Source organism: Streptomyces sp. OZ13, from assembly GCF_052068155.1.
Lineage (GTDB): Bacteria > Actinomycetota > Actinomycetes > Streptomycetales > Streptomycetaceae > Streptomyces.
The window spans coordinates 42866-64351 of record NZ_JBQHCZ010000009.1 but is presented as its reverse complement, the minus strand read 5'-3'; the positions used below and the strand labels follow the sequence as shown (position 1 = coordinate 64351).

The following is a 21486-nucleotide window of genomic DNA, read 5'->3' as shown; positions in this document are numbered from 1 at the left end:
GACAACGACGGCGCGGGCCGGGATGGGGGCCGGCACCCGCGACGGCCGGTGATCGGGGGCGGGAGGCCGGTGATCGGAGCCGGGCCGGGCGACACGGGGCGCCCGGCCCGGTGACGACCCCACGCAAGGAGGGGCGCACCCGCGGTTGTTGCGGGTGCGCCCGTCGTCGGTGGTGCTACGAGGCCTCGTCAGGCGTCGTAGTCCTCGACCCTGTCGCGACGCTCGCGCATCGCGTTCTCGCCACGCTCCTGCATGGACTCCCGGGACCGGGCGCCCTGCTGCTCGCGACCCTGCTGGGTCCGCTCGGAGACCTCTTCGCGTGCGCGGCGTGCGCGCTCCGACTGGTCTCCCTTGCCGGCCTTCTGCTTCGCCTGGTCCGCGAGCTCCTGCGCCTTGTCCTTGAACTGGTCTGAGATGCCCATGAAATGTCACTCCTAAGAGGGGTGTGGGGGGTCGGGGGCAGTCATGCCCCCGGGGCTGCGACCAGCGTTGCACGCACGGACAAAGCACGCATTTCGATCAGTTACGCTCAGTGGTTCTGCTTCCGGCCCGCTTCGTCGGCCGCCCCGCCGGCCCCCACGAGGCCCGTGGAGACGCCGTCGAGACGCGGTTCGAACCGGCGCATCTCGCGCTGTCCCACCGTCCCGATGACCGCCGGGAGACAGCCGCGGATCGACTGCATCCCCCTCAGCCACCACTGCGCGTACACGTGCGAGGAACGGCGTTCGATGCCGGCGACGATCCGGTCCACCGCGGGGCCGAGCGGATAGGTGCGGTTCGACGGCCACGGCAGACGCTGCCGGAGCTCGCGCATCACGTCGTCCTGGTCGGCGCCGCGCACCATGTCGGTGTCCGTCCACGACAGATAGCCGACACCGACGCGCACACCGCGGTGGCCGACCTCGGCCCGCAGGCTGTGCGCGAACGCCTCCACACCCGACTTGGACGCGCAGTAGGCCGACATCATGGGCGCGGGCGTGATGGCGGCGAGCGACGCGATCTGGAGGAAGTACCCGCGGCTCTCGAGGAGTACGGGCAGGAACGCCCGCCCCGTCACGGCGCTGCCGATCAGGTTGACCTCGATGACCCGCCGCCAGGCGACCGGGTCCGAGTGCAGGAACGGACCGCCGGACGCCACACCCGCGTTGGCGACGACGATGTCGACCTTGCCGAAACGCTCCTTGACCTCCTGCGCGACCTTGGCCATCGCCTCGTGGTCGGTGACGTCCGCGTGCCAGTGGTCGCTCTCGCTGTGGAGCCGCTCGGAGACCTTCTTCAGTTCGTCCGGCTCGAGGCCGACCAGCGCCACCTTCGCGCCGCGCGCGGACAGTTTGCGCGCCAGCAGCTCGCCGACGCCACGCGCCGCGCCCGTGACGACCGCGACCTGCCCTTCCAGGCTCACCCTGCTCATGCGGCTTCCTCCTTCGTGTCCAGGTACGTGCCGGTCAGCTCACGGATCTTGGCGGTGACGGCCTCGGGGGCCTCCACCGGTGTCATGTGGCCCATCCCCGCGAGCTCCACCAGTTCGAGGCACTGCGGGAGTTCGGCGGCCAGCCGCCTGGCGTGCACCATCGGCGTGAGCCGGTCGGCGGTGCCGCCGACGACTATCGCGGGCACGTCCAGGGCCCGTACGCCCTTGTCGAGGTCGAGTTCGCCGAGGACCTGTGACCAGGCCACCCGGGAGGCCCGCGGGCAGGCGTGCACGATGCGCGCGCACTCGTCGACCCGCTCCGGCGAGGAACCGGGGCCCATCGTCCCGTACTTGAGGATGCGCCGGGAGACGGGCGTGACCGGGCCGAGCGGCGCGCGGGCCCCGAGGATCAGATGCGTGAGCCTGGTCCGCAGCCGGCCCGGCCGCATCGGCAGTACGACGGACTCCTCGACCAGCCGGGCGCTGCCGGTGCTGCACAGCAGCACGGCCGCCGCGTGCTCGCGGAAGCCGGCCCGGCCCGCCGCGGCCATCATCGTCATGCCGCCCATGGAATGACCACCGAGCACGGCCTTCTCGCCCGGCGCGAGGACGGCACGGAGCACGGCCTCCAGGTCGTCGGCCAGCCGCTCGGTGCCCACAGCCCCCGCCGGAGTGCGCCCGTGGCCCCGCTGGTCGTAGACGACGACGCGGTGGTCGGGGACGAGGTCCCGTATCTGGGCCGCCCAGAAGAGGGTGGAGCAGGTCCAGCCGTGGGCCAGTACGACGGCGGGGGCTCCCTCGGGGCCGTGCACCTCGACGTGGATACGTGCCCCGTCGGCGGAGACCGCGGTCAGTTCACGGTCGGCGACGGGCGGGGCGTCGGTGCGACGCAGCAGCCGGCTCATGCGACGGCCTCCGTGTCCTTCGCGCCCTTGGCGGCCTTCGCGCCGACGGCCTCCACAGGCTGCTTGCCGGCGCCGGCCCGGACCACCTCGTACTCTGCGAGGTCCACGTGCCGGGTCGCGCCTCGGAACTCGGTCGTGGTGCCCGGCCAGATGGTGGTGTTGCGGCCGTTCTGGTCGAGGTACCAGCTGGTGCAGCCGCCGGTGTTCCACACGGTCCGCTTCATCCGCTCCTGCACCCGCCGGTTCCAAGCGTGGACGGCCGAGGGGCGGGCGGCGAGGGCGGAGCCGGCGCCCAGCAGGTTCAACTGCCGCATGTAGTCGGCCATGTAGTTCAGCTGGGACTCGATCATCAGGATCATCGACGAGTTCCCGAGCCCGGTGTTCGGACCGATGATGGTCATCCAGTTGGGGAAGCCGGCGGCGGTCGCGCCGCGCAGCGACTCCATGCCGTCCTTCCATGCCTCGGCGAGCGTGATGCCCTCCGCGCCGACGACCCGTTCGGCGATCGGCATGTCGGTGACGTGGAAGCCGGTGCCGAAGACGATCGCATCGACCTCGGCCTCCGTACCGTCGGAGGCCACGACGGTGGAGCCGCGCACCTCGGTCAGCCCGGAGGCGACGACGTCCACATTGGGCTGCGCGAGCGCCGGATAGTACGTGCTGGAGAGCAGGATGCGCTTGCAGCCGATGCGGTAGTCGGGCGTCAGCTTCTCACGCAGCGCCGGGTCCTTGATCGCCTTGCGCATGTTGGCCTTGGCGAGCTGCTCGACCAGCCCGAGCTCGTTCGGCCGCTTGGTGAACGCCTGGACCTGCAACTCACGGATGCCCCACAGCAGTCCGCGCCGCGCGGTGCCCGTGAACGGCAGCTGCCGGTGCAGCCAGCGCTCCGCCCCCGAGATCTTCCGGTCGACGCGCGGCATCACCCACGGAGGTGTGCGCTGGAAGAGGGTGAGCTTCGCGACCTCGGGCTGGATCGCCGGCACGATCTGGATCGCGGACGCGCCGGTGCCGACCATCGCGACGCGCTTGCCGCGCAGGTCGTAGTCGTGGTCCCAGCGGGCGGAGTGGAAGACCTTGCCGGGGAAGCCGGCGAGGCCCGGGATGTCGGGCATCTTCGGGTCGGACAGCGGCCCGGTCGCGGAGACGACGACATCGGCGGTGAGCGTGCCCTGCGAGGTCTCGATCTCCCAGCGCAGCGCCTCGGTGTCCCAGCGCATCATCAGCACTTCGTGCTTCAGCCGCAGGTGCGGACGGAGCCGGAAGGTGTCGGCCACGTGCTCCAGGTAGGCGCGGATGTGCTCCTGGCCCGAGAAGGTCCGGGGCCAGTCGGGGTTGGGGGCGAAGGAGAACGAGTACAGGTGGGACGGGACGTCGCAGGCGCAGCCCGGGTAGTCGTTGTCCCGCCAGGTGCCGCCGACCGAGTCCGCCCGCTCCAGGACGACGAAGTCGGTGATCCCCTCTCGGCGCAGCCGGACGGCTGCACCGAGGCCTCCGAATCCGGATCCGATCACCGCCACTCGTACGTGCTCGTGCTGCTGCTGGCTCATGCCGCCGCCTCCCGCTGGAACGGTCCCGTACCGAACACAAAAACGTTGCCAGCAATCACTGGCATGGTTGGGAGGGTAGAGCAGCTCCATACCGAGCGGTAGGGGTAGGACGCCACAAGTTACCGGCGGTACAACATAGGCTTCTGTTGTGAAGGAAGCGCGTGAGTACCGCATGGAGGAATTGGCCGAGAAGGCCGGCATCACGGTGCGCACCCTGCGCTTCTACCGTGAGCGGGGGCTGATACAACCGCCCCGCCGGGAGGGCAGGATCGCCTGGTACGACGAGCACCACCTCGCCAGGCTCCGCACGATCGCCGCCCTGCTGGAGCGCGGACACACCCTCAACGGCATCGCCGATCTGGCCACCGCCTTCGAGAGCGGGCGGGACGTGGGCGAGGTCCTCGGCCTCGGGGAACCGACGGAGGAGACCCCCGTCCGCCTCACCCCCGAAGCGCTCGCCGATTACTTCGAGGGGCAGGTCACCCCGGAGAACCTGGCCACCGCGCTGGAGCTCGGCTATCTGGCCACGGACGGCGAGGAGATCGTCCACATCAGCCGTCGGCTGCTGGACGTCTCCGCCGCGCTGGTGCGCGAAGGCGTGCCGCTGTCGGTGGTGCTGGACGCGGGCCGCCGGGTCCGTGTCCACGCGGAGGCCCTGGCCGGGCTGTTCGTCGACGTGCTCACCACCCACAGTGCCGACGGGGAGTTGGACAGGCTCCGCCCGCTCGCGAAGAGCGTGGTGGAGGCCGAGCTGTCCATGGCGATGGACCGCCGCCTGCGCCGGACGCCTCCGGCCTGACCGCACCCCCGGTCAGGAGGCGTGGCCCGGCCACGAACCGGAGGCTCCGGCACCGTTCCGGGGACATGACCGGGCCGGCCCGGAGGACGGTTCAGCGCGGTGGCAGCGGCGGCCTGCGCAGGTCGGGCACCTCGGAGTAGTCCGGGGGCGCCGCGGCCGGAGCCGCCTTGAGCATGTCCAGGGCCAGCCGGATCGCGTCGTCGAGACCCACATGGCGCCCCTCCGCCCAGTCCAGCGGCGTCCGCAGCGCGTACACGTCCGGTTCGACGCCGTGGTTCTCGATCGACCAGCCGTAGGCGTCGAACCATGCCGCGTTCATAGGGACCGTGATCACGGTGCCGTCGCCCAGTCGGTGACGGCCCGTCATGCCGACCACGCCGCCCCAGGTGCGCGTGCCCACCACCGGGCCGCGGCCCAGCAGTTTGAACGCCGCCGTGATCATGTCCCCGTCCGACGAGGTCGCCTCGTCCGCGATCGCGACGACCGGCCCGCGCGGCGCGTTGGAGGTGTACGAGACCGGCTGGGCGTTGCGGGTGAGGTCCCAGCCCAGGATCCTGCGTGTCAGCTTCTCGATGACCAGCTCGCTGATGTGGCCGCCGGCATTGCCGCGGACATCCACGATGAGCGCCGGCCGGGAGACCTCCATCCGCACGTCGCGGTTGAACTGCGCCCAGCCCGAGCCGCCCATGTCGGGGATGTGCAGGTAGCCGCACTTCCCGCCGCTGAGCTCCCGTACCACCGCGCGCCGTTTGGCCACCCAGTCCTGGTACCGCAGCGGCCGCTCGTCGATCAGCGGGACGATCGCGACCCGGCGCGGCGGGCCGCTGCCCTCCTCCTCCGCGGGCAGGAACGTCAGCTCGACCGTCGTACCGCCCGCCGCGGAGAGCATCGGGTACGGCCCCGCGACCGGGTCGACCGGGCGGCCGTCCACGTGGGTGAGGACCGCGCCCTCCCTGATTCCCGCGCCGGCCAGCGGGGAGCGGGCCTTGGAGTCGGAGGAGTCGCCCGGCAGGATGCGCTTGACCACCCATTTCCCGTCCCGGCAGACGAGGTTCGCGCCCAGCAGGCCCATGGCCCGCTGGTAGTGCGGCGGCCCTTCGTTGCGCCGGGCGCCGGTGACGTAGGCGTGGGAGGTGCCCAGTTCGCCGAGGACCTCGCGCATCAGATCGGCGAACTCGTCGGGGGAGGCGACCCGTTCGACCAGTGGCCGGTACTGCTCCAGCACCCCGTCCCAGTCGATCCCGCACATGTCCGGTTCCCAGAAGTAGGCGCGGATGATGCGGCCGGCCTCCGCGTAGGCCTGGCGCCATTCGGCCACCGGGTCCACCTCGTGCAGGATGCGGCGCAGGTCGAGGAAGACGGTGGAGTCGAGGTCGCCGGTCTCCGTGGCGGGCACGGCACGCAGGTCGCCCTCGTCGACGACGACGAGCCGGGTGCCGTCACCGCTCACGGCGAACCAGTCGAGATGGCCGACGAGTTCGGTCCTCCGTGCCTTGGTGATGTCGAAGTGCTCCAGCGTGGGCCTGCCGGAGGTGTCGGCCGGGTTGACGAACGTCTCGCCCAGCGCGCCGGAGATGGGCCAGCGCAGCCAGACGAGGCCGCCGCCGGCGACCGCGTGCAGCGCCGAGTACTTGGAGGCGGCGACCGGGAACGGGGTGACCCGGTTCTCCAGGCCCTCGATCTCGACGAGCACCGCGCTGTCGGGCGCCTCCTCCAGCGGGTCGAGCCCGCCGGCGGCCGGCCTGCCCTCCGGAGTGAGGGCGAACGGCGAGGGCGTCGCGGAGGACAGCGGCACCAGGTAGGGGCGGCAGCCGAGCGGGAAGGACAGGTCGCCGGTGTGCACGTCGTACACCGGGTCGAAGCCGCGCCAGGAGAGGAAGGCGAGATAGCGGCCGTCGCGGGTGAAGACCGGGTTCTCGTCCTCGAAGCGTCCGTTGGTGACGTCGACGATCGTGCGGTCGGCGATCCGGGCCATCCTGATCTGCCGCAGCGAGCGTCCGATGCCGGGGTGCGACCAGGTCAGCCAGTGTCCGTCGGGCGAGAACGACAGGTCCCGCACGGGCCCGTTGGCGGAGCGGACCAGTTCGGTGACCTCGCCCGTGGACTCCTCCGTGGCGTCGATCAGGAGCAGTCGGCCGTCGTGCGAGGCGATGGCGATCCGTTCGCCCTCGCTGTCGGCGGCCATTTCCAGCACCCGCCCCAGCTGTCCCGACGCGAGCCGGCGCGGCTCACGGTCGCCGGTCGCCCGCGGCAGGTACGCGATCTCGACGGCGTCCTCGCCGTCCGCGTCCGTGACATAGGCGACCTGCCCGCCGCTGCCCAGCATCGCGGGCAGCCGTACCCGCACGCCCGGGGTGTCCGCGATGGTGCGGGCGGGGCCGTCGCGGTGGGTGAGCCAGTACAGGCTGCCGCGCACATTGACGGCGCTGGCCCGCCCCGTCTCGTCGACCGAGATCGCGCCCACATGGTTGGCGGCGGGCACCTGGTAGGTGCGGCGGCCGGCCCGCGGCCCGCCCAGCCGCACCTCGAGCTTGCGCGGCACCGAGTCGGGCGTGGTCAGGTCCTCGACGATCCACAGGTCGCCGCCGCACTGGTACACGACCCGGTGGCCGTCGCTCGCGGCGTGCCGGGCGTAGAAGGCGTCGTGGTCCGTGTGGCGCAGCAGTCCCGTTCCGTCGGGGCGGCAGGAGTAGAGGTTGCCCACGCCCTCGTGGTCGGAGAGGAACGCGATCCGGCCGTCGTCCTCCGACCACCGGGCGGCGCCGTTGCCGTGGATGAACATGGGGCAGTCGAGGTGCCCGTTCAGGTCGGGGAGCAACTGCTCGCCGTGCAGCCACAGCCGGCCGGTCGCGCCGCCGCGGTAGCGCTTCCACGCGGCGGGTTCGTGCGGCGGCTTGCCGGTGAGCAGCAGCGTGCGCCGTTCGCAGCCGGTCCCGCCGGGGTGGGAGGGACCCTCGGACTCGTCGGTGACGGCGATGTCGGAGACCGGTCCCCAGGGGAGCCGGCCGCCGGGAGAGCCGTCGGTCGGGACGCTGTAGGCCCAGGAGAAGTACGAGAAGGGCTGGCCGTGCGAGGAGACGGCGAGGATCTGGCCGTCGGGGGTCCAGCCGCAGACGCGGGTGTCGGTCGAGCCCCAGTAGCTGAGCCTGCGCGCGGGGCCGCCCTCGACGGGCGCGAGATGGATCTCCGGGTCGAGGCTGCGCCAGTTCGTGTAGGCGATGTGCCGGCCGTCGGGCGAGAAGCGGGGGTGCCCGACCCGGGTGCGGTCGACGGTCAGCCGCCATGCCCGGTCGGGCTGTTTCCCCTCAGGGACCAGCGGCGCGATCCACAGGTCGTCCTCGGCGGCGAAGCACAGCAGGTCGCCGTACAGATGCGGGTAGCGGAGATACGCGGCGTCGTCACTCACCCCCCAATGCTTTCCGCGGCCAAGGGTCGCGGCAACTTGTGGGCCGGGGCGAAGCGCGGGGCGCCCGAGGCGCGGCGCGGCACTGTGGGCCCTGACCGGCAGGAAAGGTCCGTGGCCGGGAACGTCCGTGGCGTGAACCTCTGTGGCCGGGAACGTGCGTGACCGAGGCCACAAGCGAAACGGTTTCGTTTCGATGGCGGCCCCGGGTATTCTCGAGGTGTACGAAACAGTTTCGTTCGATCGACTGCGACCGGGAGGCAGGCATGACACGCAGCCGGCTCACCCCGGAGCGCGAGGCGCAGTTGTACGAAGCCGTGCTCGACCTGCTCCGCGAGGTCGGCTACGACGCCCTGACCATGGACGCCGTGGCGGCCCGTACGCGCTCCAGCAAGGCCACGCTCTACCGCCAGTGGAAGAGCAAGCCCGAGCTGGTCGCCACGGCGCTGAAGCACGGCAAGCCGGTGCATGTCGGCGACATCGACACCGGCACCTTGCGCGGCGACTTCCACGCCATGATCGAACGTACCGACGACTGCCAGATGGAGAAGGACTCCGCGCTGATGCGGGGTCTGGCCCAGGCGATCCACGCCCATCCCGATCTCCATGAGGCCCTGCGTGAGCTGCTCATCGAGCCGGAGATCACCGGACTCGACGCGCTGCTGCGACGGGCCGTGGACCGGGGCGAGGTCAGAGCGGACAGCCCGGCACTGGGTTACGTACCGCACATGCTGGTCGGCGCGTTCGTCGTCCGGCATCTGATCGAGGACCGCACACCCGACCAAGCCTTCCTCGCCGATTATCTCGACGCCGTGGTCCTCCCCGCCCTCGGCGTCTGACCTCCCCGGGTCGCGACACCCCCTCCCCGCTGCACCACAGCACAGCACCTGACGCGCGCCGCTCTCGTCGTCGGGCCGGCTCCCCATGCCCTGTTCACCCTCATATACGGGAGTAGCCCTCGTGGCCACGTTTCTCTACAAGCTAGGACGGTCGGCCTTCCGGCGCCGCCGTCTCGTCGCCCTGCTGTGGGTGGCGCTGCTCGCCGTCGCCGGCGTCGGCGCGGCCACCGCGTCCACCGCCACCTCCTCTTCCTTCTCCATCCCGGGGACGGAGGCCCAGAAGGCCTTCGACCTGCTGGAGGAGCGCTTCCCCGGCGGCAGCGCCGACGGCGCGACCGCCCGGGTCGTCTTCAAGGCCCCCGACGGCGAGAAGATGACCGACGCCGGTCACCGTGCCGAGGTGGACAAGGCCGTCTCCGAACTCAAGGACGGCTCCGACCAGATCGCGGCGGTCACCGACCCGTACACCGCGAAGGCCGTCTCCCGGGACGGCTCCACCGCGTACGTCTCCGTCACCTACGCCGTCAGCTCGATGGAGCTGACCGACGCGACGCGTGAGGCGCTGGAGGAGACGGGTACCGAGGCGCGCGAAGCGGGCCTGACGGTGGAGATCGGCGGCGACGCGCTGCAAGCGGTCCCGGAGACCGGGGCCGGCGAGATCATCGGCGTCGTCGTCGCGGGCATCGTCCTCGTCATCACCTTCGGTTCGCTGGTCGCCGCCGGACTGCCGCTGCTCACCGCGATCATCGGCGTGGGCATCGGCATCTCGACGATCACCGCCCTGGCGAACGTCCTCGACCTCGGCTCCACCACGTCGACCCTCGCGATGATGATCGGCCTGGCGGTCGGCATCGACTACGCGCTGTTCATCGTCTCCCGCTACCGCGCCGAGCTGGCCGAGGGCAAGGAACACGAGGAGGCGGCCGGACGGGCCGTCGGCACCGCGGGCTCCGCGGTCGTCTTCGCCGGTCTGACCGTGGTCATCGCCCTCGTCGGCCTGGCCGTGGTGAACATCCCGATGCTCACCAAGATGGGCTTCGCCGCCGCCGGCACCGTCGTCATCGCCGTCCTGATCGCCCTCACCCTGATCCCGGCGCTGCTCGGCTTCGCGGGCAAGCGGGTGCTCGGCCGCAAGGTGCGCAAGGGCGCGCCGGTCTCCGACAAGCCGAACGCCGGCACCCGCTGGGCGCGCTTCGTGCTGCGCCGCCCGGTCGCAGTGCTGCTCGCGGGCGTCGTGGGCCTCGGGGCCATGGCGATACCGGCCGCGTCGCTGGAGATGGGTCTCCCCGACGACGGCGCGCAGCCCACGAGCACCACCCAGCGCAAGGCGTACGACCTGCTCTCCGACGGCTTCGGCCCCGGCTTCAACGGCCCGCTGATGGTGGTCGTCGACGGTGACAAGAGCGTGGCGGACCGCACGGTCGAGGTCGTCCAGGGTCTCGACGGCGCCGCCGCCGTCACCCCGCCGACCCTCAACAAGGCCGGCGACACCGCGATGATCACGGTCATCCCCAAGGACCGGCCGTCCTCGGTCCAGACCGAGGACCTGGTGCACGACATACGCGACCGGAGCGGTGACGAGGTCCTCGTCACCGGCGCCACCGCGATGAACATCGACTTCTCGCAGAAGATGAACGACGCTCTGCTGCCCTACCTGGCGCTCGTCGTGGGTCTCGCCTTCCTGCTGCTGATGGTGGTCTTCCGGTCGGTGCTGGTGCCGCTCAAGGCGGCCCTCGGATTCCTGCTGTCGGTCGTCGCGGCACTCGGCGCGGTCGTGGCCGTCTTCCAGTGGGGCTGGCTGGGCTCGCTGTTCGGTGTCGAGCAGACCGGCCCGATCATGTCGATGATGCCGATCTTCATGGTGGGCGTCGTCTTCGGTCTCGCCATGGACTACGAGGTCTTCCTGGTCACGCGGATGAGGGAGGCGTACGTCCACGGTGAGCGGCCCGGCGAGGCGATCGTCACGGGCTTCCGCCACGGGACCCGGGTGGTGGCCGCCGCGGCCGTCATCATGATCGCTGTCTTCTCGGGTTTCATCGGCTCCAGCGAGCAGATGGTCAAGATGATCGGCTTCGGCCTCGCGATCGCGGTCTTCTTCGACGCGTTCGTGGTCCGTATGGCGATCGTGCCGGCGGTACTGGCCCTGCTCGGCCACAAGGCCTGGTGGCTGCCCCGCTGGCTGGACCGGGTGCTGCCGAACGTCGACGTGGAGGGCGAGAAGCTCCACAAGGAGCTCGCCGAGAGTCCCGGCGACCCGGACGGGGACCGCGAGTTGGTCCGCGTCTGACGCTCCCGTAATCAGGGAGGACATGAACTCCGGAGGTGCCCGGTGGCGCGGCCTTCGCCGCGTCACCGGGAGAGCCGACCTCCGGCGCCGTGACGGCACCGTGGGGACGGGGGCCGTCACGGTAAAGAGGTGGCCGTATCCGCGGGGCGCGGATACGGCCACCTCTTTGCTGTATGTCCGCGGGACACCGGGCCTCAGAGCGCCGGAGCGGCCACCGCGTAGGTGTGGCGGAGGAACCGGATCAGCGTCTGCGAGTCGAACTGGACCACCGCGACACCGTCCGGGGTGTGGAACTCGATGATCGCCTGGACGCGTCCGCAGGGCCAGATGCCGATGTCCCCGTCCCGGGTGGGCGCCCGCAGCCCCGACTCGAGGAGTGCACGCGGGAACGTCCACTCCTTGCCGCTCGGGAACGCGAAACTGACGGTGGCGGGATCCTCGGCGGGGTCGTAGCTGAGGAAGACGCGCACTGGTCGGTGCTGAGGAGCGTCGGTGACGATCCGGCCTCTTGCCTGCTCTTTGACGGCGTGCGACATCGGCAAGCTCCTCACACTCGCGTCCACTTTGTCTCTAATGTCCCATATTTCGGCTGGGATGCTCCGTCGTCCTCCGTGGAACCATGTTCATTTGTGATCCATGCGCTCTTGCAAGTCATTTGCAGCAGGGCATTATCATTGAGCACTTCTTCATCTGTCCGAAGCGGAGCTCCCCATGCATGTCCCCGACGGATTCATCAACGCGCCCGTCTCGGTGGCCGCCGGAGTCGCCGCCGCCGGCGCGGTCGCCGTCAGCCTCCGCGGCGCCCGCCGCGAGCTGGGCGGATCCCCCACGGAGCTTCCCGGCGCCGACCGCACGGCGCCGCTCGCCGGGCTCGTCGCCGCGTTCGTCTTCGCCGTTCAGATGCTCAACTTCCCCGTAGCGGCGGGCACCAGCGGCCATCTGCTCGGCGGGGCGCTCGCGGCCATCCTCGTCGGGCCGTTCACCGGCGTGCTGTGCATAGCCGTCGTCCTGCTGATGCAGGGCATCCTCTTCGCCGACGGCGGACTCACCGCGCTCGGCGTCAACATCACCGTCATGGGCGTCGTCACCGTCCTCGTCGCGTACGGACTCTTCCGCGGCCTGGTCAGGATCCTGCCGCGCGCCCGCCGCTCCGTGACCGCCGCGTCCTTCGTCGCAGCGCTGGTGTCCGTCCCGGCCGCCGCCGCGGCGTTCACCCTCCTCTACGCGGTCGGCGGCCTGACCGAGGTCCCGATCGGCTCCGTCCTCACCGCGATGGTCGGCGTCCACGTCCTGATCGGCATCGGCGAGGCCGTGATCACCATGCTGACCGTGGGCGCGGTCATCGCCGTACGGCCCGACCTGGTGTACGGCGCCCGTGGTCTGTCGGCACCGCTGAAGCTCCGCGTCGGTGGCGAGCTCGTCGACGCCCCCGCGGCGGCCCGGCCGGCGCCCGCCGCCGCCCGCTCGCCGCGCCGGCTGTGGCTCGGCGGCCTGGTGACCAGTCTCGTCCTCGCCGGCTTCGTCTCCTTCTACGCCTCCGCCGACCCCGACGGTCTGGAGAAGGTCGCCGCCGACAAGGGCATCGACCGCACCGTCGAGGAGCACGCCGCTGCCGACTCGCCGCTCGCCGACTACGGCGTCAAGGACGTCTCCGACGCCCGGCTCTCCGGCGGTCTCGCCGGCGTGATCGGGGTCGGCGCGACAGCGGCCCTCGGCAGCGGCGTCTTCTATGTGGTGCGTCGCCGCCGCAGCGAGGCCACCGAACCGGCATCCGTCCAGGGATCGGTCTGACATGGGTGCGGGCCACGCCCACAAGCTCTACCGGCACGGCCACTCGCCGGTGCACGCGCTCCCGGCGCACTGCAAGCTGCTCGCCGTCCTCGGTTTCGTACTCGTCGTCGTCTCCACCCCGCGCGAGGCGGTCTGGGCCTTCGGGCTGTACGCGGTGCTGCTCGGCACGGCCGCGGCGGTGGCCCGGATCCCCGCCGGCTTCCTGCTGCGGCGGCTGCTGATCGAGATCCCGTTCGTGGCCTTCGCCCTGCTGATGCCGTTCGTGGTGCCCGGTGAACAGACCGAGGTGCTGGGGATCTCCCTCTCCGTCCCCGGCCTGTGGGGCGCGTGGAACATCCTCGCCAAGGGCACGCTGGGCGTCGCCGCCTCCGTGATCCTCGCCTCGACGACCGAACTGCGCTCCCTGCTCCTCGGACTTCAGCGGCTGCGGCTGCCGTCGCTGCTGGTCCAGATCGCCTCCTTCATGATCCGCTACGGCGACGTCATCGCCGACGAGATGCGCCGGATGTCGATCGCCCGCCGCTCACGCGGCTTCGAGGCGCGCGGTGTACGCCACTGGGGTGTGCTGGCCAAGTCCGCCGGCGCCCTGTTCATCCGCTCCTACGAGCGCGGTGAACGGGTGCACCTGGCGATGGTCAGCCGGGGCTACACCGGCACGATGCCGGTCCTCGACGACGTGCGGGCGACCCGCGCCCAGTGGTCGTACGCCGCCGCACTGCCCGTGACCGCACTCGCGGTCTGTCTGCTGGGATGGACGCTATGAACGTGACGCCGCCGCCCTCTCTCGACGTGCGCGGACTCGCGTACGCCTATCCCGACGGCCACCAGGCGCTGTTCGGTGTCGACCTGACGGTCGGGCGCGGCGAGCGGGTCGCCCTCCTCGGCCCCAACGGCGCGGGCAAGACCACGCTCGTCCTCCACCTCAACGGCATCCTGGCGGGCGGGGTCGGCACGGTGTCCGTCGCCGGGCTGCCGGTCGGGCGCGAGAACCTCGCGGAGATCCGCCGCCGCGTCGGCATCGTCTTCCAGGACCCGGACGACCAGCTGTTCATGCCGTCCGTCCGGGAGGACGTGGCGTTCGGCCCGGCGTCGGCCGGGATGCGTGGCCCCGAGCTGGAGGCCCGGGTCATGGCCGCGCTCGAGCGGGTCGGTATGGCCGAGTTCGCCGACCGCCCGCCGCACCATCTGTCGTTCGGGCAGCGCCGCCGGGTCGCGGTCGCGACCGTGCTCGCCATGGAGCCGGAGATCCTGGTGCTCGACGAGCCCTCGTCCAACCTCGACCCGGCCTCGCGCCGCGAACTGGCCGACATCCTGCGCGCGTTGGACGTCACCGTGCTGATGGTGACGCATGATCTGCCGTACGCGCTGGAGCTGTGCCCGCGCTCGGTGATCCTCAGCGACGGGGTCGTCGTCGCGGACGGAAGCACGCAGGAGCTGCTGGGCGACGACGATCTGATGCGCGCGCACCGGCTGGAGCTGCCCTTCGGCTTCGATCCGAGGTCCGTGACAATAGGCGCGTGAACATGGGGCATGGATACGAGGACCGGAGCGGGGCGGCGTCGCTGTTGCTCGACGACCAGCTGTGCTTCGCGCTGTACGCGGCGCAGCGGGCGGTCACGGCCGCCTACCGGCCGCTGCTCGCCGAACTCGGCCTGACCTACCCGCAGTACCTCACGATGCTGGTGCTGTGGGAGCGCGGCGAGATCCCGGTCAAGGAGCTGGGGGCAGCGCTGCGGCTCGACTACGGCACCGTCTCGCCGCTGCTGAAGCGGCTGGAGACGGCGGGTCTGGTGCGCCGGGAGCGCTCCGCAGCCGATGAGCGCTCGGTGCGGCTGGTGCTCACGGAGGAGGGTGAGGCGATGCGTGAAAGGGCGGAGGCGGTGCCTGCCCAACTGCTTGTGAGCACGGGCCTGGAGGGGTCGGAGATAGCGCGGCTCCGCGCCGATCTGCACCGGCTCGCGGACGCGGCGACGAAGGCTACCCCCCAGTAGGCCCGCGGCTGACGGCTCGGATACATTGTGCGCGATGTAATCGCACCGGTGCACACTCGGGGACGCAGCATGAGCGAACAGGTCGACACGGTCGACACCCGCCCCACCAAGATCATGTACGTGGCCGAGGCCACCGCCCACGGCGGCCGCGACGGCTATGTGACGAGCCACGACGGGCAGATCGAACTCCGCGTCGCCATGCCGCCCGCCCTCGGCGGCGACGGCCGCGGCACCAATCCGGAACAGCTCTTCGCCGCCGGCTACAGCGCCTGCTTCCACAACGCCCTGGTGCTCGTCGGACGCCGCGCGGGCCTCGACCTCACCGGCTCGACCGTCGCTGCCAAGGTCGGCATCGGGCCCAACAACGCACGCGGATACGGGCTCGCCGTCGCGCTCAACGTCTCGCTGCCGCTCGTGGACCAGGACCTCGCGGCGCGGCTCGTGGCCGCCGCCCATCAGGTCTGCCCGTACTCCAACGCCACCCGCGACAACATCGACGTCTCCATCGTCCTCAGCTGACCCGCCGGGGGAGACCGCGGGAACCGACCCGCGGTCACAGTGGTCCGGACCACGTTGCACCATGGGGGGATGGATCGCAGCGAAGGAGCAGACGTGGTGGACGTCCGGGGCACGGTGGCGGACGGCTACGAGGCGGTCGCGGACGCCTTCGCGCGCAACTTCGAACAGCGCGGCGAACGCGGGGCGGCCGTCGCCGTCTACCGCGACGGGCGCAAGGTCGTCGACCTGTGGGCAGGCACCCGGGACGTGGACGGGCACGAGCCGTGGGCGCTCGACACCGCACAGGTCGTCCGCTCCGCCACCAAGGGCGTCGCCGCGGCCGTCGTCCTCCTGCTCCACCAGCGCGGCCAGATCGACCTGGACGCGCCGGTCGGCACCTATTGGCCGGACTTCAAGGCGGCCGGCAAGGAACGCGTCCTCGTACGCCACCTCCTCGCACACCGCGCGGGGCTGCCGGTGCTGGACCGTCCGCTCACCCCCGCGCAGGCGGCGGACGGCATCGGCGGACCGGCCGCTGTCGCCGCGCAGGCGCCCGTCTGGGAGCCGGGCACCGACCACGGTTACCACGCGCAGACCTACAGCTGGCTGCTGGGCGAACTGGTGCGCCGGGTCACCGGACGCGGCATCGGCCGCTGGGTCGCGGAGGAGATAGCCCGCCCCCTCGGCCTCGACCTGTGGATAGGGCTGCCCGGCGAAGAGGCCCACCGGGTCGGCCGGCTCGGCCCCGTCGCGGAACCCCCGGCCGCAGAGGGCGGCGGCCTCCGGCTGCGCCCCAAGCGCTCCGTGGCGGAGGCGTACCGCGACCCCGCCTCCCTGACCCGCCGCGCCTTCGGAGCCATCGACCCTTTCCCCGACGAGAACGACCCCGTCTACCGCACCGCCGAACTTCCCGCGTCCAACGGCATATCCACCGCCCGCGCGCTCGCCCGTTTCTACGCGGCGACCATCGGCGACGTCGACGGCGGCCGCCGGCTCTTCGCGCCCGCCACGCTCACGCTGGCCCGCACCGAGGAGTCCGCCGGACCCGACCGGGTCCTGGTGGTGCCCACCCGCTTCGGGCTCGGCTTCATGCTGCACGGCCCCGCGTCGCCGCTGCTGGGACCTGGGTCCTTCGGCCACCCGGGCCGCGGCGGTTCACTCGGCTTCGCCGACCCCGAATCGGGCATCGCCCTCGGCTACACGACCAACGGCATGCGCAAGGGCGTTACCGCCGACCCCCGTGCCCAGGCCCTCATCAGGGCGGTACGTTCGGCCCTATGACACGTTTCGAGGGCTACGGAGCACTGATCACCGGGGGCGCGCGGGGCATCGGCGAGGCGACGGCACGCAGGCTGGCGTCCGAGGGCGCGCGGGTCCTGATCGCCGACATCGACGCGGAGGCCGCGGAGCGGACCGCGGCCGGGATCGAGGGTGCGGCCTTCGTCCGCTGCGACGTCGCCGACCGGGCGTCGGCGGAGGCGGCCGTGGCCCGCGCGGTGGAGAACTTCGGTTCCCTGGACGTGCTGGTCAACAACGCGTTCTCGGCCTCCCGGCACTTCGGGCCGCTCGAGGAACTGCCGGACGACGGCTGGGAACAGGACCTGGACGTCACGCTCACCGGCGCGCTGCGGTGCGCACGGGCCGCGTGGCCGCACCTGGCCGCTCATGGACGCGGCGCGATCGTCAACATCGGCTCCGTCAACGCCGAACAGGACTTCGGCGGCCACGCCTACAGCGCGGCCAAGGCCGGCCTGGCGTCGCTGACCCGCACCCTGGCGGGTGAGGGCGCCGCGCGCGGCATCCGGGTCAACCAGGTCAACCCCGGTACGATCCGCACCCGTTCGTGGGCGGGCCGGGAGAAGAGCCTCGAGGTCCTGAGCGGTGTCTACCCGCTCGGCCGGGTCGGCGAGCCCGAGGACATCGCCGCCGCGGTCGCCTTCCTCGCCTCACGGGACGCTGCGTGGGTCACGGGCACGACGCTGCCGGTCGACGGCGGGCTGTTGGCCGTCAACACCGGATTCCGGCAGATGGTGGTGGACGAGCGCGCGGCGGACCGCTAGCAGCCCCGCGCCCCGCGGAGCACGGGCCGGGGTGCCGGCATCCGGCTGCGCCCGGCCGTCGCAGAGGGCGTCAGTCGGACGTCAGCATCAGGCCGATGCCCGCCACCATCAGCACCGCCGCCGCGATCCGCGGGCCACCGAAGCGTTCCTTGAAGAACAGCGCGCCGATCGCCGCTCCCGCGATGATCGACGACTCGCGCAGCGCCGCGACGGGCGCGAGCGGCGCACGCGTCTGGGCCCAGAGCACCAGTCCGTACGCGATGACCGCCATCGCCGCGCCCAGCAGCCCGCGCCCCGCGTACGGCCGCAGTTGCGGCCACAGCGCGGCCCGGCGGACGTATATCGCGTAGAGGACCAGGGGTATGCCTTCCAGGATCATCAGCCAGGCGATGTAGCCGGCCGCCGTACCGGCCTCCCGCACGCCCATCCCGTCGATCACGGTGTACGCGGAGATCGACAGGCCCGTCGCGAGCGCCGCCGTCACCGCCGGCCAGTGCGGCCGCGCGGCCTCCCCCGCCCGGCGGCCCAGCGGCAGGACGCCCCACACCGCCAGGCCGACGAGCCCGGCCGAGGCGACCACCACGCCCGCCAACTGCCCGCCGCCGACCCGTTCGTCGACGAACAGGGCGGCAGCGGCGGTCACCACCAGAGGGGCCGTGCCGCGGGCGATCGGATACACCTGGCCGAAGTCCCCGAGGCTGAACGACCGCAGCAGCAGTGCGTGGTAGCCGACGTGCAGTACCGCCGACGCGACCAGATACGGCCAGGCGCCGGCGGCCGGGACCGGCACGAACGGCGCCATCAGCCCACCGATGACCGACGCCCCCCCGACGATCAGGGTGAAGACGACCAGCCGGTCCTTGATCCGGTGCGCGAGCGCGTTCCAGCCGGCGTGGGTCAACGCCGCGGCGAGGACCGCCCCGGTGACCAGAGGGGTCACGCGGTGCGCTCGCGGACATCCACCAGACTGCCGCCCGCGTGCGCGATCAGGGACTTCGGGTCGAGTGGGAAGACCGTGTGCGGGGTTCCCGCCGCCGCCCACACCACGTCGTGGTCGAGCAGCCCGCGGTCGGCCAGCACCCGGGTGCGGGTGCGGTGGCCGAACGGCGGGACGCCGCCGATCGCGTAGCCCGTCGTCTCCCGTACCAGGTCGGCGTCGGCGCGCTTCACGGACTCGGCGCCGAGCTCCTGCCGTACCCGCTCCACGTCCACCCGCGACGAGCCGTCCATCAGCACGAGTACCGGCACTCCGTCCGCGGTGAAGATCAGCGACTTGACGATCTCGCTGACGTCGCAGCCGATGGCCTCCGCGGCCTGAGCGGCGGTACGGGTCGCGTCCGGGAAGCGGCGCACCGGGACGTCGAGACCGAGCTCGCGCAGGGCCTCGGCGAAACGGGGGTGGGCGCCGGTGGTGTCGTCGTGAGTGCTCATGGCCCGCACGCTAGCGGTAGCTGTACGGGCCATGCGAACGTTTTCGTCCGGTGGTTCAGCGTGCGTTCAGCACCCGGGCGACGGTGCTGCCCGCCGAGTCGCCGCCGTGTCCGCCGGCCTGGACGACCGCCGCGGCGGCCAGGTCGTCGGCGTAGCCGGTGAACCAGCTGTTGGAGTCGCCCTGGCCGTCGACCTCCGCCGAGCCCGTCTTCGCGCCCTTGTCGCCGCCGACGGACGCCATGGCCGCCGTCGCCGTGCCGGAGCCCACGGTGGCCGCGCGCATCATCTGCCGCAGGGACGCCGCCATCGAGGCCGGCAGCCGCTGCGCGGTCGCCAGTTCACGGTCGTCCAGGCTCTGCGGGACGATGACCGGCTGCTTGAAGCCGCCGTTCTTCACGGTCGCGGCGAGGGAGGCGACATTGAGGGCGTTCATCTGGATCTGGCCCTGGCCGATGTACGAGGCGGCGGTCTCCGAACCCGTCGACTCCGGGACCTTTCCGTCGACGGTGACGACGCCGGCCTTCCAGTTGAGGCCGATGCCGAAGTACTTGGCGGCCGTCTCGCCGAGCGCCGTGCCCGCGGCGGTGCCCAGCGGCTTCACCGGCTTGATGAAAGTGGTGTTGCAGGAGCGGGCGAAGGCCTGCTGGAACGTCGCGCCGGGGATCGAGAAGTCCTTGAGGTTGTGGAACTCCCGCTCCCAGGTGACCGTCGACGGGCACTCGACCGGCGAGTTCGGCCCGTTCACCAGGCCCTTGTCCAGCATCATCGCGGCCGTCACGATCTTCATCGTCGAACCGGGCGCCTGCGCTCCCTGGAACGCCGTGTTGAAGCCCTCCGCGGGGGTGTTGGCCACCGCCTTGATCTCGCCCGTGCTGGGCTGGACAGCGACCACGGACGCCTTGGCGTAGTCCGCCACGGCCTTCTCGGCCGCCGCCTGCACCCCGGCGTCCAGCGTGGTGCGCAGGGTGCCGGACTTTCCCTCGGTCAGCGTCAGCAGGCTGCGGTCGGGCACGTTCGCGTCGGCGGAGGTGATCGCCAGCTCGATGCCCGGCGTGCCGCCGACCTTGTCCCCGTACTCCTTGCGCAGCGCGTCGAGGACCGGACCGAGCGAGGGGAACTTCTCCTCGCTGAGCTCGACACCGTTGTCGTCGAGCGCCTTGATCGGCGGGGCCGACGCCTCCGCCGTCACCAGCGAGGCGCCCGCGGTGAGTTCGGGATGGACGACGGACGGCTGCCAGTCGACCAGCGCCTTGCCCGTGGTGAGCCCGCGCACCACGGTCAGCTTCGAGGCGTACGACCAGGGCTTGCTCTTCCCCTCGTACGTCACCGTCGCCTCCACGGTGAACGGCACCGTCGCGCCCGCCGCCGGGCCGGCCTTGATGACGGCCTTCGAGACTCGTGCCTGCTCCGTGAAACCCGTCAGCAGCGGCTCGGCCTCGCCCTGGTTGTTGGTCAGCTGCGCCGCCTCGGAGCCCTTGCCGGCGGCCCAGGCCGCGAGGAACTCCGTCGCGGTCTCCTCGATCTCGTCCGCGCTCGGCGGGCCGCTCCGTTTCTCGCCCGACGCTGCCTTGGTGCTCGCGCCACCGCCCCCGCCCGAGCCGGTGAGCCCGTTGTACAGGTTGTAGCCGCCGTAGCCCACGCCACCGGCGATCACCACGAACGCGCCGGCGATGATGCCGACCTTTGCTCCACTGCGCATGACCGCAGCCCCCTCCCCAGAGTGCACACCTTGAACATGTTCAGAACATGAGTCGTTCGCACTCTACGTGACGGGAGTGACACAGGGGGCGGTAGTTATGGGAACGCGACGCGACGCGATGTCAGGTATCGGGCGGTCGCTCGTCCTGGGTCGGTCCTTGGCCCGACTGGTCGGATCTTCCGGTGGGTCGGGCCGGGATGTTCCGGGCGGCGGCAGAGCCGAGGTTATGAATGCGCCACCGGATCATCCATGATCATCGACCTCAGGAGCCCCACGATGCGCCCCATCAGAGCGGCCTGTCTCGGCACGGCCACCGCGCTGGTCACCCTTCTCGCCTGCGTCCCTGTCGCGGCCGCCTCCGCGACGGACACCGATTCCGCCCACGCCGAGGGCAAGGACCGGGTCATCACACTCATCGGCCGGCTCGCGGAGCAGTCGCGCTTCCCCGTCAACCCGGGCGGCGCCCCCGCCCAGGGCGATCGGACCGTCGTCCGCTCGATCCTCTTCGACCAGGCCGGCAATGAGGTCGGCGAGACCGCTGGCACCTGCACCACCACCCGGGTCGAGAACGGCGGAGCTGAGGTGTGCATCGTCACTTACACCCTCCCGGGCGGCCAGCTCTCCGTGCAGGGGATGGTCTTCGGCCATCTCGTCCCGGGCCCTCCCCCTTCGTTCGACAACGGGATCACCGGCGGCACCGGAAAATACGACCGGGCTCGTGGCTCGGTCCACGCCGACACGATCGCTCCGGGCACGAGGCGCTTCACGATCGACCTCAAGCACTGACCGACCCCGCCTCCGTGAGGGTGGCCAGTGGCCCGCCGG

At 71.6% G+C, this 21486-nt stretch carries 20 protein-coding genes; 11 read left to right on the top strand and 9 right to left on the bottom strand.

Annotation, left to right across the window (positions count from 1 at the left end):
• Positions 1–188: 188 nt before the first annotated feature.
• The 4 genes from ACTMTU_RS20795 to ACTMTU_RS20780 all read right to left on the bottom strand — a co-directional run bounded on the left by ACTMTU_RS20795 (position 189) and on the right by ACTMTU_RS20780 (position 3863).
• Entirely contained in the window at positions 189–422 is a 234-nt protein-coding gene (locus ACTMTU_RS20795; protein WP_005316466.1) for a hypothetical protein, read from the bottom strand.
• Positions 423–529: 107 nt separating this feature from the next.
• Positions 530–1411, bottom strand: a complete 882-nt coding sequence (locus ACTMTU_RS20790) for an SDR family oxidoreductase (RefSeq protein WP_356618495.1) — start codon at positions 1409–1411, stop codon at positions 530–532.
• The gene (locus ACTMTU_RS20785) at positions 1408–2316 is read right to left on the bottom strand and encodes an alpha/beta fold hydrolase (RefSeq protein ID WP_441265002.1); all 909 of its coding nucleotides are present in this window, start codon (positions 2314–2316) and stop codon (positions 1408–1410) included. The genes ACTMTU_RS20790 and ACTMTU_RS20785 overlap by 4 nt, the downstream gene beginning before the upstream one ends.
• The gene (locus ACTMTU_RS20780; RefSeq protein WP_441265001.1) at positions 2313–3863 is read right to left on the bottom strand and encodes a flavin-containing monooxygenase; all 1551 of its coding nucleotides are present in this window, start codon (positions 3861–3863) and stop codon (positions 2313–2315) included. Before ACTMTU_RS20780 ends, ACTMTU_RS20785 begins: the two co-directional genes overlap by 4 nt.
• A 172-nt stretch (positions 3864–4035) precedes the next feature.
• Between ACTMTU_RS20780 and ACTMTU_RS20775 the strand changes: the two genes are divergently transcribed.
• Positions 4036–4662, top strand: a complete 627-nt coding sequence (locus tag ACTMTU_RS20775) for a MerR family transcriptional regulator (protein WP_441265204.1) — start codon at positions 4036–4038, stop codon at positions 4660–4662.
• 91 nt (positions 4663–4753) lie between these two features.
• On the opposite strand, the gene ACTMTU_RS20770 is transcribed toward ACTMTU_RS20775, so the two are convergent.
• Entirely contained in the window at positions 4754–8068 is a 3315-nt protein-coding gene (locus tag ACTMTU_RS20770; protein ID WP_441265000.1) for a S41 family peptidase, read from the bottom strand.
• Between the two features lie 263 nt (positions 8069–8331).
• Between ACTMTU_RS20770 and ACTMTU_RS20765 the strand changes: the two genes are divergently transcribed.
• Positions 8332–8904, top strand: a complete 573-nt coding sequence (locus ACTMTU_RS20765) for a TetR/AcrR family transcriptional regulator (RefSeq protein ID WP_441264999.1) — start codon at positions 8332–8334, stop codon at positions 8902–8904.
• Between the two features lie 121 nt (positions 8905–9025).
• A complete protein-coding gene (locus ACTMTU_RS20760; protein ID WP_441264998.1) occupies positions 9026–11191 on the top strand; it encodes an MMPL family transporter in 2166 nt (721 codons plus the stop codon).
• 194 nt (positions 11192–11385) lie between these two features.
• Here the strand turns inward: ACTMTU_RS20760 and ACTMTU_RS20755 are convergent, their stop codons facing one another.
• Entirely contained in the window at positions 11386–11727 is a 342-nt protein-coding gene (locus tag ACTMTU_RS20755; protein WP_441264997.1) for an SsgA family sporulation/cell division regulator, read from the bottom strand.
• A 175-nt stretch (positions 11728–11902) separates the two neighbouring features.
• On the opposite strand from ACTMTU_RS20755, the gene ACTMTU_RS20750 reads away from it, so the two are divergent.
• From ACTMTU_RS20750 to ACTMTU_RS20720, 7 genes are all read left to right on the top strand, one after another.
• Positions 11903–12982 carry an energy-coupling factor ABC transporter permease gene (locus tag ACTMTU_RS20750; protein WP_441264996.1) on the top strand — a complete coding sequence of 360 codons (1080 nt, stop codon included), beginning with the start codon at positions 11903–11905 and terminating at the stop codon, positions 12980–12982.
• A 1-nt stretch (position 12983) separates the two neighbouring features.
• Positions 12984–13745, top strand: a complete 762-nt coding sequence (gene cbiQ / locus ACTMTU_RS20745) for a cobalt ECF transporter T component CbiQ (RefSeq protein WP_441264995.1) — start codon at positions 12984–12986, stop codon at positions 13743–13745.
• A complete protein-coding gene (locus tag ACTMTU_RS20740; RefSeq protein WP_441264994.1) occupies positions 13742–14503 on the top strand; it encodes an energy-coupling factor ABC transporter ATP-binding protein in 762 nt (253 codons plus the stop codon). The genes cbiQ and ACTMTU_RS20740 overlap by 4 nt, the downstream gene beginning before the upstream one ends.
• A 2-nt stretch (positions 14504–14505) precedes the next feature.
• Entirely contained in the window at positions 14506–14973 is a 468-nt protein-coding gene (locus ACTMTU_RS20735; protein ID WP_441265203.1) for a MarR family winged helix-turn-helix transcriptional regulator, read from the top strand.
• A 69-nt stretch (positions 14974–15042) separates the two neighbouring features.
• Entirely contained in the window at positions 15043–15492 is a 450-nt protein-coding gene (locus ACTMTU_RS20730) for an organic hydroperoxide resistance protein (RefSeq protein WP_441264993.1), read from the top strand.
• A 69-nt stretch (positions 15493–15561) separates the two neighbouring features.
• Positions 15562–16752, top strand: coding sequence for a serine hydrolase domain-containing protein (locus ACTMTU_RS20725; protein WP_441264992.1), 1191 nt, complete (start codon positions 15562–15564; stop codon positions 16750–16752).
• Complete coding sequence (locus ACTMTU_RS20720; protein ID WP_441264991.1) at positions 16749–17531, top strand: SDR family NAD(P)-dependent oxidoreductase; 783 nt, start codon at positions 16749–16751, stop codon at positions 17529–17531. Before ACTMTU_RS20725 ends, ACTMTU_RS20720 begins: the two co-directional genes overlap by 4 nt.
• Before the next feature lie 70 nt (positions 17532–17601).
• Here ACTMTU_RS20720 and ACTMTU_RS20715 read toward each other — a convergent pair whose 3' ends face one another.
• Genes ACTMTU_RS20715 through ACTMTU_RS20705 form a run of 3 tightly spaced genes read right to left on the bottom strand, consistent with a single transcriptional unit; the run spans position 17602 to position 20661 of the window.
• On the bottom strand, positions 17602–18471 hold the full coding sequence (locus tag ACTMTU_RS20715; protein ID WP_441264990.1) for an EamA family transporter: 870 nt from the start codon (positions 18469–18471) through the stop codon (positions 17602–17604).
• On the bottom strand, positions 18468–18962 hold the full coding sequence (locus ACTMTU_RS20710; RefSeq protein WP_441264989.1) for a YbaK/EbsC family protein: 495 nt from the start codon (positions 18960–18962) through the stop codon (positions 18468–18470). The genes ACTMTU_RS20715 and ACTMTU_RS20710 overlap by 4 nt, the downstream gene beginning before the upstream one ends.
• 55 nt (positions 18963–19017) lie before the next feature.
• A complete protein-coding gene (locus tag ACTMTU_RS20705; RefSeq protein ID WP_441264988.1) occupies positions 19018–20661 on the bottom strand; it encodes a penicillin-binding transpeptidase domain-containing protein in 1644 nt (547 codons plus the stop codon).
• 276 nt (positions 20662–20937) lie between these two features.
• On the opposite strand from ACTMTU_RS20705, the gene ACTMTU_RS20700 reads away from it, so the two are divergent.
• Positions 20938–21447 carry an allene oxide cyclase barrel-like domain-containing protein gene (locus tag ACTMTU_RS20700; RefSeq protein ID WP_441264987.1) on the top strand — a complete coding sequence of 170 codons (510 nt, stop codon included), beginning with the start codon at positions 20938–20940 and terminating at the stop codon, positions 21445–21447.
• The last annotated feature ends 39 nt before the right edge of the window (positions 21448–21486 follow it).